At 70.1% G+C, this 12,996-nt stretch carries 8 protein-coding genes; all 8 read right to left on the bottom strand.

Features of this window, described 5'->3' with window-relative positions:
• Nucleotides 1-453 precede the first annotated feature (453 nt).
• The 8 genes from WME75_RS03795 to WME75_RS03760 all read right to left on the bottom strand — a co-directional run bounded on the left by WME75_RS03795 (nucleotide 454) and on the right by WME75_RS03760 (nucleotide 12,965).
• Nucleotides 454-2,010 (bottom strand): hypothetical protein, encoded by a 1,557-nt coding sequence (locus WME75_RS03795; protein WP_437486510.1) that lies wholly within the window; start codon nucleotides 2,008-2,010, stop codon nucleotides 454-456.
• A gap of 56 nt (nucleotides 2,011-2,066) precedes the next feature.
• Complete coding sequence (locus tag WME75_RS03790; RefSeq protein ID WP_437486508.1) at nucleotides 2,067-3,185, bottom strand: PEGA domain-containing protein; 1,119 nt, start codon at nucleotides 3,183-3,185, stop codon at nucleotides 2,067-2,069.
• Between the two features lie 14 nt (nucleotides 3,186-3,199).
• Complete coding sequence (locus WME75_RS03785) at nucleotides 3,200-4,306, bottom strand: hypothetical protein (protein WP_437486506.1); 1,107 nt, start codon at nucleotides 4,304-4,306, stop codon at nucleotides 3,200-3,202.
• Between the two features lie 19 nt (nucleotides 4,307-4,325).
• Nucleotides 4,326-6,674 carry a protein kinase domain-containing protein gene (locus tag WME75_RS03780; protein WP_437486505.1) on the bottom strand — a complete coding sequence of 783 codons (2,349 nt, stop codon included), beginning with the start codon at nucleotides 6,672-6,674 and terminating at the stop codon, nucleotides 4,326-4,328.
• Nucleotides 6,675-6,908: 234 nt separating this feature from the next.
• The gene (locus WME75_RS03775; RefSeq protein WP_437486503.1) at nucleotides 6,909-7,355 is read right to left on the bottom strand and encodes a PP2C family protein-serine/threonine phosphatase; all 447 of its coding nucleotides are present in this window, start codon (nucleotides 7,353-7,355) and stop codon (nucleotides 6,909-6,911) included.
• A 1,179-nt stretch (nucleotides 7,356-8,534) separates the two neighbouring features.
• Nucleotides 8,535-9,992: a PGRS family protein gene (locus tag WME75_RS03770; protein WP_437486501.1), complete on the bottom strand. Its 1,458-nt coding sequence runs from the start codon at nucleotides 9,990-9,992 to the stop codon at nucleotides 8,535-8,537.
• Nucleotides 9,993-10,117: 125 nt separating this feature from the next.
• Nucleotides 10,118-11,128 (bottom strand): tetratricopeptide repeat protein, encoded by a 1,011-nt coding sequence (locus WME75_RS03765; RefSeq protein WP_437486499.1) that lies wholly within the window; start codon nucleotides 11,126-11,128, stop codon nucleotides 10,118-10,120.
• A gap of 268 nt (nucleotides 11,129-11,396) precedes the next feature.
• A complete protein-coding gene (locus WME75_RS03760; RefSeq protein WP_437486498.1) occupies nucleotides 11,397-12,965 on the bottom strand; it encodes a hypothetical protein in 1,569 nt (522 codons plus the stop codon).
• Nucleotides 12,966-12,996 lie beyond the last annotated feature (31 nt).

The raw sequence follows: 12,996 nt of genomic DNA, 5'->3' as shown, positions 1-12,996 counted from the left end.
CGCGGTCCGCCCCTCCCCCGCCCCGCGCTACGCGCGGGACGGGAGGGGTCCCCTGTTCGCCGGCGGCTCTCGCAGCTGCCCTGCGACGCATCCGCCAGGCCACTGATCGCGGGTTTCGCGCCGCGTAAAAGCGATCTGCTGCTGGGCTGCCTTCAGCGACCGTCGGATAATATCCGTACTCGCGGCCCGACACAGAAGGGGTCAGCAGATCTACGGTCCATCCGCCCGCGCCTTGGGCACTCCACGCTGTGGTGGCGAGGTTGTAAGCGCCGGGCAGCCCACCGTGCCGCGTCTCCGCGACAAACCACTCCCTACCACCCACGCGCGGGGGGCGTCCAACCATTTCTTGTTACCTCCTTCAGCTCAGCTGCTCACGAAGTGCAGCGCTCGCTCACCGACCGATTGCATTCCGTTGAGTTCTTTGGAATTACCACCGCAACGACACTGCACTCCTCACTGGCCACAGCTCTCGTTCGTTTCGAAGCTCCAGCACGCGCCGCTCACGCCGGGCGTGCCGGCGTTCCCATCCTGCACCGTGCTGCCACCTTCGCCTGCCGTGCCCTCGACGAATTCCAGCGCCATCGCTGCGCTTGGTGTTCCGGCGTACGCGATCCCCACGGCGTGGCCGCCTCGGCCTCCGCCGCCTGGGCCGCCGGGGCCGCCTCGACCACCATCCCCGCCTTTGCAGCCGGGGATGGAGTCCACGTGGTCCGAGGCGGTACCTCCAGTCGCGCCCATGCCTCCATCGGCGCCGCGTCTTCCGCTGGCGCCCTGTCCACCGTTGCCCGCCTTGCCCACCGCGATCGTCACCTCCGTCAGCACCAGCTTCGTCCCAAGGCTCACGATCCCGATGCTTGACCCACCGGTTTTCCCGCCACCGCCTCCCTTCCCGCCGCAGCCGCCGGCTCCCCCGCCACCACCGCTCGCGCCGGGCCCCTCCACGGGGTTCGTCGTCGCCCCGCAAAACTGCCCCGCTTTCGCTCCACCACCCCCGCCTCCTCCTTGACCTTTCTTCCCAATTGTGCCGTTCTCGCCGTCGCCACCCACCACGCCGGTCAACGTCAGCGTCGTGCTGTTCCCGGCTGCCCGAGCGACACCGGCGGCGCCGGGCGCGCCGGGTTGTCCCACTCTGCAATTGCCTGCAGCGTCCATCTGTCCCACACCACCAAGCCCGTACGCGTCAGGGTTCTCCTCCGGCAACGGCACGCCATCCGCCCCGCTCTGCCCGTTGCCGTCTCCCATGCCCGGGATCCCGCCGAGCCCACCGGCGCCACCGCGCGTCTCGCCGTCCTCACACGTCGTCGCGCCCGCCTCGCCACTCCGTACTGCAGCAGGTAGCTCACATGCATTCGACGCGCTCATTTCCGGTGCGCCCGCTCCCGCCTGCGGCGTCTCCGTCGGCATCTCCCCGCTCGCCCCGTCCATCCCATCGCCCGCGGCCACGTCCACCTGCACAAGCTTCGCCTCGATGTCCGCCACCACCACGCCGATCGACGACCCGCCCGCCTCCGTCGCGCTCTCCGCACGCACAGAAAAGCTCCGCACCTTCGCCCCGCTCGCACCTTCCCCCAGCGTGAGCGCAATCTGATTCGCAGGCGCCTCGATCGCGCTCCGCGCCTCCTCATTCCACGTCCACTCCGCCCCGCAGTCGAAGCCCCCGATCACCTCCAGCCCCGCCTCGATCGTCACGCTCTCCGCGAACGCACCGCTCGTGCACGCCAGCACCCGCTTGCCGCCCGCGTTCGCGATCGCTTCCCCGAGCGACGCGTACGGCTTCGTCTTCGTCCCGTCTCCGCCAGGCTTCGCGCTCGCGCTCGCGAACACCGCGCACTCGTCGATCACCGCGCCCGCGTCCCGCGTCGGGTCCGCATCGCACGCGGGGTTCGGCGTCCCGCCTCCCGTGCCTTCCCACAGCCCGCGGTGGTGCTCACACATGAGGGTGAACTCGCAATCCTCCGCGACGTTGCTCCACACCGTGTCGCAGCCGGCGGAGCAGACAATAAACCCCATGGTGCACAGTTTCCAAGGCACTCGATTCCTCTTCATCGCATCCTCGTGTCGGCTCTTCACCATGCCCCCTGGGCCACAATTCCCCCGTAACCGATATGCGCTTCGGGCAGCACACGCAGCTCGCCTGAAGCCTTGGTCCCCGAACGCGGCCACAGCGCATAGGTCACAGCTGCAATGGCCAGCACGCCCGACGCCGTATACGCCACGGTGGCTGCACGCGCGAAGGTGTCGACCCGCGAAGCCGTCGTTCGGAGATCAGAGCACGCTTGGCTATATGCAAGCGGCGCGTCCGGGCAGCCACCGCCAGCCTTGAGGATCGCGTCTGCCTGCGTGCGCCCATCCGCGCTCGCGTTATTCGACGCGACCGTCATCCCGATACCCAGGCCAAGTCCCACCGCGCTCGCCGCCCCCAGCGCGATTACCGGCACCCAGCTCCGCTTTTGCGGCTCCGGCCCCGGATACGCCGGCTCCGCCGGCGGCATCCCCGCCACGGGCGCCCCCGCAGCAGCGCCCGACGCGCTCCCCCCCTCGACCGGCTTGGCGCCCGGCGCCGCCTCCTGCGCCTCGCTCTTCGCCGGCGGCAGCGCCAGCGCCGCCACCGCTGTCCCCCCCTTGGCGACCTTCACCGTCTCGCTTGCCGGCGCATACCCCTCCAGCCTCACCTCCACCCGGTGCTCGCCTGGCTCGACAAACACCTCTCCTTCCAGCGGCGCCTTCCCCACAGCCTTGCCGTCCACCACCACCTCCGCCCCCACCACGCTCGCTGTCACCACGAGCGCTCCCACCTGCGCTCGCGACTCCGCCAGCCGCTTCTCCGCCGTCGGCTTCAGCTTCGCCGCCGCTTTCATCAGCGGCCAGTGCCGCAGCGCATGCGACAGGTACTGCGCTGCTTCCCGGTGCTTCTTCAGCTGGTACTTCGTGTTCCCGAGGTTGTACGCCACGTCGAACGTCGGATTCAGCTCCCACGCCGACTGAAGCTCCGACTCCGCCTCCACGTATTTTCCGTCCGAGTACAGGCGCAGGCCGCGCCGATACGACGCATCGGCGCGCGCCGCCGCATCGGCGCTGGCAGCGGCTTCCCGCGGCGCCGCAGGCTGCGCGGCGGCGATGTCAGGGGCGGCGATCACGGTCGCCGCAGTGAGCAACAGAGCAAGGGGTCGGCAGTTCATCGTCATGGCTCCACGCGGTTTCACTCCATCACGTCATCAGCGAGCGGCTTGTCGGCCGGCACCGGCGCGACCGGCGCCTGCGGCGGACGCGGCGCCGCTGGCGCAGGCCGCGCAGGCGCCTGCGGCGCAGGCGGGTCGCTCTCGGTCACCACATCGTCAAGGCTTGGCTCGACCTCCTCCGGCGGCGGCAGCTCCGAGGCCACCGGCGGCGCCACCGCGCTCCGCGCCGGCGCCCCGCTCGACCGCGGCGCTGGCTCTTTTTCTTTCGGCGGCGTCTGTCGTCGCGCGATCGCCAGCGTCACGAACGGCATGCTCAGCGCCAGCAACGCGAGCGCCACGACCCACCACCGCCTCCTCCAACGACCCTCGGCGGTCGCCTGCGCATCGGCCGGCGGCTTCTGTGTGGTCACGGGCGGTGGCGTCACGGGCAGCAACGACGACGGCAGCAGCGCCCTGTCGATCGGCGGCAGCCCCCGGTCCGCCCACTGGCTCGGCGCCATCGCGCCGTGCGATGCCGGCGCGCCCTGCTGCACCGCTGCGCTCGGCCCAACCACGGCACCTCGTGGCGCTGCCGCTCCATGCACCGCCGCCGCACCGCCGTACACAGGCGCCGCCGCACCGCCGTACAACGGCGCCGCCGCACCACCGTACAGCGGCACCGGCGCACCGGACGGCGCTGACGCGCGCTGCTGCGGCGCTCCGCCCGGCGGCATCACCCCGACGTGCTGCGGCATCATCGGTCCGTGCTGCGACGCTGCGCCCTGCCGCGTCACCGACCGCTGCGTCTCCATCACCGGCAGCGGCGGCATCACCGAGCGCTGCGTCTCCATCACCGGCAGCGGCGGCGGCACCGCTCGCTGCGGCGGCCCTGCCCCCTGCGGCTGCCCTGCCCCCTGCGGCGCCGCCTGCCCCTTGGGAAGTGCCGGCACCACCGGGAACTGGAACAGCGGCTGCCCTGCCGCCTTCTGGTGCTGCATCTCGGACAGCGCTCGGTCCAGCTCCGGGTTGTCCAGGGCCTGCTGCAGCTTCCGCTCCGCCACCGCCGGATCCGCCTCGCGCTGGATGCTCTCCAGGTCCGGCAGGTACTGCCGGATGTCGTCGCTGTCCTTGTTGCTGCCCATATCCAAGACCTCTCTCCATCAGCGACTAGAACGGCCTGCACCCGACGGACGGGCACGGGCGCGCTGGCTTCGCGCCCCCTTGCTTCGCCGGCGCCGCCTTCGGTGCCGGCGCCGCCTTCTTCTTCTCTTCCGCCAGCACCCGCAGAAACGACGGCTTCTGCCGCTTCGGCATCTCGTAGATGTCCTCGTCGTCCTCTGCCTCCGCCGGGGCGGTCCTCACCGGCAACGGCCTCGCCGGCGCCGCCGGCGGATCCTTCGGAGATGCCTCCGCTTCCGCGGCTGCCTCGGCCCTCGCAGGGGCTCCGGCTTCCGCGGCCGCCTCGGCCGGGCTCACCGCCGCCGCGCTCGCCGTCGCCTCCGGCGCGGGCGCCGTGGATACAGCCGTGGCCGGCGGCGCGGGCGCGACCCTCGCCGACGCCGCGCTCGCCGTCACGCTCTCGGCCGGCGCCGCGGTGGCCGCCGGCTCTTCTATCGCCGGCTCCGACGCCGCGCCGCTCATCGCTCGGAGCCCCAGCGCAGCCCCCACGCCCACCACCGTGATCCCCAGCGCCACAAGCGGCGCCAGCACGTACGCGCGCATCGCCCGCTGCGGCGGTGCGATCATCACCGTCGGCAAGCTCGGCGTCTCGCTCTGCAACCGCTTCGGCGGTCGAGCGTTCGGTGCCGTCGGCGGCCCGGCGACCGGCAGCGGCGCCGATGCCGCTCGCTGCGCCTCCGTCACCGATGATGGGAACGGCGGCGTCACGTACCGCGCCGCAACCTCCTCGGGCTGCGGCGTCACGTACGGCGACGCAACCTCCGGCGGCGGCGCCTCTCGCTGCGTCACCGGCAACGGCGGCGTCACGTACCGGGCCGCAATCTCCCGCAGCTGCGGCGTCGCGTACGGCGCTCCAACCTCCGGCGGCCCCGCATAGTGCTGCGCCTCTCTCCAGGGCGACTGCGGCGGCGCTGCGTGCGGCGTCTCCATCACGGGCAGCGGCGGCCCCGCGTACGCCTGCGCCCTCACCTCCGGCGGCGGCCCTCCTCGCTGCGCCGTCCCTTCCGCCCACGGCGCCCCCAGCACCGCGGTCCGCTCCCGCGACGTCCTCGCCGGCCTCGCGGCTTCCCGCGCCCTCAGCGACGGCAACGTCGACGGCAGCGGCTCCGTGTATCCCACCCCGAGCCCCCGCAGCGAGCGCGCCGGCGCCCTCGACGCCGGCGCGAACGGCAGCGCGCTCGCGGGCGCCATGAAATGCGCCAGCGGCACCGTCTCCCCGTGCACCACCCGCCGCGCTCTCCTCTCCCGCTCCTCCTCCTCTACCTCCCTCGCTCCTCCCATCCCGCCCCCCTTCCTCTCGCCCTCGCCGCGCGCCTCCTCCCCCGCCTCTCCGCTCCCGCTCACCGGCGCGCTGTCCTCCAGCTCCACCCCCGCGAACGCCGCCTCTCGCTCCGCCTTGATCCGCTCCTGCGCCAGCCGTCGCGCCAGCACGTGTCCTGCCGGCACCGTGTCTCTCAGCAGCGACCTCAGGTCCCGCGCCACCTCGTCAAACTTCGCATACCGCTCTTCCACGTCGATCGCGATGCAACGCGACACCACCGGCCACACGAACTCAGGGCAATCCGGCACGATCTCGTGCACCGGCTCCGGCGCAGCCACAAGGTGCCCCGTCAGCGTCTCCTCCGCCGTCGCCGGCTCGCTGTCGTCCAGGAACAGGTGCTTGCCCGTCAGCACCTCGTAGAAGATCGCTCCGAACGCGTAAATATCCGTCCGACCGTCCGGCTTCGCCCGCTCCGCCTTCTTCGACGCCCCGTACAGCAGCTTCACCTGCTCGGGCGAGATGTACCTCACCGTCCCCACGTCCGGCAGGTCGTCCGTGTTCATCCCCCCGTCCGCGAACTTCGCTATCCCGAAGTCCAAGAGCCACACGTGACCTTTCGCGTCCGCCTTCGTCCCCACCATGATGTTCTCGGGCTTCAGATCACGGTGCCATATCCCCTTCGAGTGCACGAACGTCATCGCGTCCGCCACCTGCAGCATCACGTGCATCGCGCTCAAAAAATCGAGTCGGTACGCCTTGGTCAGCAGCTTTCTCAGCGTCCTCCCCTCGAGGTAATCCATCACGATGTACGCCACGTGCTCCGGCGACACCCCGGCCTTCCTCATCCGCACGATGTTCGGGTGCTTCAGCTTCGGGTAGAACTTGCACTCCTGCCGGAACCGCCTCGCGAAGTCCTCTCTCCTCACGTGCCGTGGCGACATGCACTTGATCGCCACCACATCCTCCGAGTAGTCCTCCACCGCTCGGTACACCTCCCCCATCCCCCCCGCGTCGATCAGCTCCGTGATCCGGTAGTCCAGGAACACGTCGCCCGCCTGCAGCGGTCCCCGCCCCATCACCACGCCCCCAGCCCGCGCGGAGAGAGAAGAAGAACGAGAAGAAGAAGCAGCAGCAGCAAGAGAGGATGCCCACCCCCGGTCGGTGCTCGGCGCTTCGCGCCTGCGCGCCGCCCGCCCCTCCCAAGTCCCGCGCTACGCGCGGGACGGGAGGGGTCCCCTGCCCGATCCCGTACCTTCTCCCTCGCCACACTCTCGTCCTTGCACACCACCCCTCCTCGCGGGCTCCAACTCTCAGTTATCGCCGACGCGCGCAAGAAGGCACGTCACGTGCTCGGCCTTGCCGTGCTCATGAGCACAGTCCATCAGCAAGCTCGCCGCGAGGCGCAGCTCATGGTGCGCCGCAAGGATGCCGCTCATACGGTGCTCGGGCACGACAACCCAAAGCCCCGCCGAGCACACGAGAAAAATGTCGCCCGGCGCGGTGCTCTCTACCTGGGTCTTCATCTCCACCGCCGCATCGCAGCCGAGCGCGCGCGTCGCTGCATTCGCATGCTGGACCAGCATCGTCAATGCATCCAGCGAAATCGATCCGTCCAACATCCCACCGTCGAGCACAGCGTCATCACGCGTCCGTTCCTCCAGCCTTCCGTCGCGGAATCGGTAGACGCGCATATCGCCGACATAGGCCATGTACGCCGCCCCCGGCGCGAGCAGCACGCCAGCGAAGCTCGTGGGCACGCCACACCCTACCGACTCCGGACAGTCGCTCTCAGCACGACATCCGCTCGCTCGACGCGGGCTCATCATCAGCCGCACTTCATCCCGGCATCTCGGCGCAGTCATCTCATCAGCACAGACACCGCCTGGGTTGTCTTTTTCGATTTCAAGATGTGCGTGCACCATCTCAACCGCAGTACGGGACACCGCCTCTCCGCCGAAGTCACCCGCGACCAGGAACAGCCCTAGACAAGGCAACGCCTCAAAGCTCTCCTCGCTCCTCGCACGACGCCTCGACACAGGAGCATTCGCCCCTGCCTCGATGGCAAGCGTTGAGCACACCATCATCCACCTCGCGCGCTCGTCGCAGGGACGAACCGAGTCGGGGCGCACCGCGCCCGCGGTACGCCGGGTTCTATTTATCGCGCAACGCTGCGCGTCGCGGCGCTGCCGTGCGTCGTCAGCGCGCGCAGACCGTCAAGTAGGCTCGCTCGAACCGACGTCCTCGAGACGGCGCCTTCCGCTCAAGAATCCTTGCGCTCGCGACGCGCCGTTCGCTCGAGCTTCACCAGCGTCAGCTTACCGCGGCGCTTGCTCCGCCCTCTTGGACCAACCGCCGTGGGTGGGGTCTTCGCCCAGCCGAGGCTCACCAGCAGATTCGGGCGGCTCCCTGATGGCGGCACGAGCTCCTCCACCGTCTCTCCGCGAGCCGCTCGCTTCGCGATGCAGAGCTCGCAACACTGCTCGGGGTCCCACGGGATATCGTCGAGGCCGAGCTTCCGTACCCACTTCCGCTCCCACTCCCCCAGCCCGCTCAGGCTCGGACGCCGGCGAGAGGGAGGGAGGTCGTCTCGGCGGGACTTCCGGCGCATCGGCATGAGGGCTCCTTCGGATCGGACGGCACCGATTCTGTCGATATCCGAAGAGGTCGCCAAGGGGTTTCTTCTGGAAACGGACGTCCTTTCGCGTACTTACGTTCAGCCATGCCGAGTTGTCACCAAATCGTGCAGCTGGCCTCACTTTCCGCAGCCCTCACCCGTAGCCGCGCTCCGGTAGCCCTGCGCGCTCGCCGTGCACGTCCCCCTCGGGACGCACCTCGCTCCTTCGATCGCACCCACGCGATCGCCACCACCTCCTTCCGCTCCATCCCGCGGCGGTGCGGGCGCCGCTCTCAACGACGCCCGCTACCTCACCGCTCGCTCACGGAAACTCCTGCTCCGCCGCTGCCGTGCCCTCGGTGCCCGCGTTCTCCATCACGTTGCTGCTTCCGCCGGGCCCACCCGCGCCCGCCGCGCCGGGCATCAGCATCGTCTCCCCTTCCTGCTTCACCGCCTCCCCTCGGTACGCGATCGCAAGCGACGGCCCGCCGAGACCTCCGCCGCCGGGGCCGCCGTTGCCTCCCTGGCCGCCTTTTCCTCCATCGCACGCGGCTTTCGAGCCGCCCATTCCCGTGCCGCCGACGCCGCCAAGACCACCGAGCCCGCCCGGCTGAAGGTCGCCGCCGGCACCTCCCTTGCCTCCGTTGCCGGCCGTCAGCACGCACTCCTTCAGCGTCACCTTCCCCTCCACGCTCGCCAGCGCGATGCTCGCTCCGCCGGCACCGCCGCCTTGCCCAGGCAGCCCGCCGCAGCCGCCAGGTCCGCCGCTGCCTCCGCTCGCTCCCGCTCCTGGCACGGCGCCTGCGCAGATCGCCGCGCCGCCCTTCGCCCCTCCGCCTCCGCCTCCACCTTGCCCAGGCTTGCCCGGTCCGCCCGCACCTCCGCTCACGCCCACGTAGCCGGATGAGCTCAACGCGCCGAGGCCGCTCGCCGCGAGGCCGAATTCGCCGGGGGGGCCGTTGTCGCCGCCTTGGCCGGTGCCACCGGCGGCGCAAGTCCATTCGCCCGCCGCCGGCTCTCCAGAGCCTGCTGCGCCGAGCGCGCCGGGCTCTCCGATCTGTCCACTGCCACCGTTGTTCACCCTGCCATCGCCGCCCTCGCCGCCGATCGACAACGCGCTGCCACCACACGCATTTTCGACCTGCGCGCCTCCGGGCAGCGTCTCATCAGGCGCTCCTGATGTATCCAGGTCGCTGCACGCATCGGTTCCGGCATTCCCGGGAGCCGCCTGCGCCGGCACCTCGCTCGGTGCATCCTCTCCCTCCTCGCCGTCCGCCCCGTTCCCGGCGATCAACTCGCACCGCACGAGCTCCGCCTCCGCGCCATCCACCAGCACCGCGATCGACGACGCTCCCGGCGTCTGCGCATCTGCCGCCTGCGCCGACACGTCCTCGATCCGCACCGTCCCCACGCCCCGCATCACCTTCAGCGCGATCGCCTCTTCGGTCGGCGCCACGATCGTCTTCTTCTCCTTGCCGATCCACTCCCACCCATTCGCGCAGTCGAGCCCGCCGAACAACTTGGCGCCCGCCGGCACTTCGACCGCCTCCACGAACGTCTCGGCGCACGCATAGACCCCCGTACCTGTCCCGGAAGTGAGCCGGAGCGCTTCGGCGAGCGTCGCGACCGGCTCGGCCTGGGTACCTGCGTTGCCGTCCTTGCCAGTCGAAGCCACGAAGATGCCGCATTCATCGTCTACAGCTCCGTCGATCTCGCTCGGCACGCACCCAGACGGCACGACCTCGCTGCCCCTCCCCCGGTATTTCTCGCATGTGAGCATGAGCTCGCAGTCGTTCTCGATGTGGTACCAGAGCCCATCGCAACCGCTGGAGGCCAAAGCGGTAGCGACAATTCCCCCAAGCAGGACTCGCCTAGACGTTCTCATCCCTCGTTCTCCTGCTCGACTCACCATGCGCCCACCATCACAAAGCTGACGCCATCAACCCGCGGCTCCGGAAGCACGAGCAGGGCGGTAGATGCCTCTGCTCGTTTCTTTGGCCACAGCGCATACGTCAGAGCAGCCGTGGCGAGCACGCCCGACGCGATGTAGCTGCCCAACGCAACGTCCCCCAGGCGGCCGGCGCGATCACCTGCGCGATGAAGCTCAGCGCATTGTCCTGCGAACGACGGTGACGCCAAGCACCCGCCACCCGCGGCGAAGATCTTGTCCTGTTGAGCACGAGCTTCCGAGTTCGCGCTGTTCGACGCAACCGTCATCCCGATACCCACGCCGAGCCCCACCGCGCTCGCCGCCCCCAGCGCGATCACCGGCACCCAGCTCCGCTGTCGCGTTTCTCGCGCCAACCCCGCTGGCGCGGGCGGAACGAGCGTCGCCCCCCGCGTACTCGCCCCCACCTCCCGCTCCTTCTCTTTCGTACTCGGCTCGTGCTGGCCTGACGTCGGCGGCAACGTCAAATGGACAGTTTCGATGGCGCCTTCCGCGAGCGACACACGCGCGTCGGTCTGGCTGCCATCAGCCCACCTCGCGACGAGCACATGGGTCCCGGGATCGACGGGGAGCTCGCCTCCAAGACTGCCTTGCGGAAGAGGGTCCTGGTCAAGCAGCACCTCCGAAGGTGCCGACGTGCCTTCTGCGATCTCAACCGTAAGCTTGGGTACGCGCGGCACGAGCTCCGTGATGCGCTGCTGGACGACCGGCCGGCGGACGTCTCCGGGCTCTAGCTTCCTTAACAGCTCTTCGAAGTGCTGCCATGCGCTCGCCACCCGCCCGACCTCGGCCTCGCACTCCGCCAAATTGAATAAGGTGCCGCGCGCCGGGTACATGCCATAGCTGCGATGGAAGAGCGGGATCGCACCGGCGCAGTCCCGCGTCTCCACTGCCGCGCGGCCCCGCTCGAAGAGGTCGCGCGCTGCATTCTTCTCGTTCTCGGCCTGCGCAGCCGCCCCGTAACTCATCGTGCAGAGGAGGACCAGCGGTAGAACGCAACGGCACGCAGCGCGCCGTGTTGCTTGCCTCAATCCCATAACTTCTCCGGATCATCAGGCTTCTCTGGCGCGCAGGCCGACGGTCGGGGCATCGTCCTCGGCGCAATCGCGGTGCTAGGCCCAGCTTCACCATCGGCGCCGGCGACACCGGATATGCGGTGGGCTTCGCCACGGCTTTCGCCGAGTTGCTCACTGCAGGCGTCGGACTTGGATTGGCCACGCAGCCCCATCGCTCTTCTCACTGCCCGCAGCTCGCATTGGCGGTGAAATCCCAGCATTCTCCGCTCGCGCCCTCGTCGCCGGCGTTCCCGCCCAGCGCGGTGCTGCCTGGGGCGCCAGCTGTGCCGGACGTGAAGGTCGCCAGCTCGGCGGCTCCGCCCGGTGCCACGGCATACGCAATGCCTACCGCGTGGCCGCCTCGACCGCCCCCGCCGGGGCCGCCGGCTCCGCCTCGGCCGCCATCTCCGCCTTTGCAGCCTGGAATCGAGGGCGGATTCGCAGACGCTGCTCCGCCGGTAACACCGACACCACCATCAGCCCCATTCTGCCCGGCCACTCCATCTCCCCCCTTGCCCGCCGTGCCTACCGCAACGGTCACCTCAGTCAGCACCAGCTTCGTCCCCAGACTCACGATCCCGATGCTCGACCCGCCGGCCTGTCCGCCGCCACCTCCTTTCCCGCCGCAGCCGCCGGCTCCACCGCCACCGCCGCTGGCGCCAGGCCCGTTCACGAGGCCCGTGCTGGGCCCACAGAACTGCCCGGCTTTCGCGCCGCCACCGCCACCTCCTCCTTGCCCTCGCTTCCCGGTTGTGCCCCTGTCCCCATCCCCGCCAGCGATGCCGGCCAGCGTCAGCTGCATGTCGCTCCCGGCATTCCCGGCGTCGCCGGGTCCACCAGGCGCGCCGGGCTCTCCCTGCCGGCAATTGCCACCGGTCTGCCCGGCGCCGCCTAACCCGTACTCATCGGGATTCGGTTCGGGCAGCGGCGTGCCCTCTGCTCCCTTCTGCCCACCGCCGTCGTCGGTACCCGTAATCCCGCCGAGCCCGCCGGCGCCGCCACGCGTCTCGCCGTCCTCACACGTCGTCACGCCGGGGTCGCCGCCGTACACCGCCGCCTCCACAACACACGCCGCCGACGCGCTCATTTCCGATGCGCCCGCGCCCGCCTGCGGCACCTCCGTCGGTGTCTTGCCTTTCGCGCCATCCATCCCACTGCCCGCGGTCACATCCACCTGCGTCAGCTCCGCCTCGACGTCCGCCACCGCCACGCCGATTGACGACCCGCCCGCCTCCGTCGCGCTCTCCGCACGCACCGAAAAGCTCCGCACCTTCGCCCCGCTCGCACCTTCCCCCAGCGTGAGCGCGATCTGATTCGCAGGCGCCTCGATCGCGCTCCGCGCCTCTTTGCTCCACGTCCACTCCGCCCCGCAGTCGAAGCCCCCGATCACCTCCAGCCCCGCCTCGATCGTCACGCTCTCCTCGAACGCTCTGCTCGTGCACGCAAGCACCCGCTTGCCGCCCGCGTTCGCGATCGCTTCCCCGAGCGACGCGTACGGCTTCGCCTTCGTCCCATCGCCGCCCGACTCCGCGCTCGCGCTCGCGAACACCGCGCACTCGTCTATCACCGTACTCGCGTTCAGCGTCGGGTCCGCATGGCACTCGGGGTTCGGCGTACCCCCTCCCGTGCCTGACGGATAAAAGTGATCGCAGGTGACCAGGAGCCCGCAGTCCTCCGCCAGATGGCTCCAGAAGCTATCGCAACCACCGACCGCCAAGACGAACGCCAACCCGCCGACTGTTCTGCGCATGTTCCGCATGTGCCTTGCCTTCCGGAGCTCC

Source organism: Sorangium sp. So ce1014, assembly GCF_051521505.1.
GTDB lineage: Bacteria > Myxococcota_A > Polyangia > Polyangiales > Polyangiaceae > Sorangium.
This window is presented reverse-complemented; position numbering and strand designations above follow the sequence as displayed.

Coding starts and splice junctions, on each gene's coding strand:
- WME75_RS03795 (WP_437486510.1), bottom strand. CDS start 2,010: ATGGGGTTTATTGTCTGCTCCGCCGGCTGCGACACGGTGTGGAGCAAC.
- WME75_RS03790 (WP_437486508.1), bottom strand. CDS start 3,185: ATGACGATGAACTGCCGACCCCTTGCTCTGTTGCTCACTGCGGCGACC.
- WME75_RS03780 (WP_437486505.1), bottom strand. CDS start 6,674: ATGGGGCGGGGACCGCTGCAGGCGGGCGACGTGTTCCTGGACTACCGG.
- WME75_RS03770 (WP_437486501.1), bottom strand. CDS start 9,992: ATGCTCACATGCGAGAAATACCGGGGGAGGGGCAGCGAGGTCGTGCCG.
- WME75_RS03765 (WP_437486499.1), bottom strand. CDS start 11,128: ATGAGTTACGGGGCGGCTGCGCAGGCCGAGAACGAGAAGAATGCAGCG.
- WME75_RS03760 (WP_437486498.1), bottom strand. CDS start 12,965: ATGCGCAGAACAGTCGGCGGGTTGGCGTTCGTCTTGGCGGTCGGTGGT.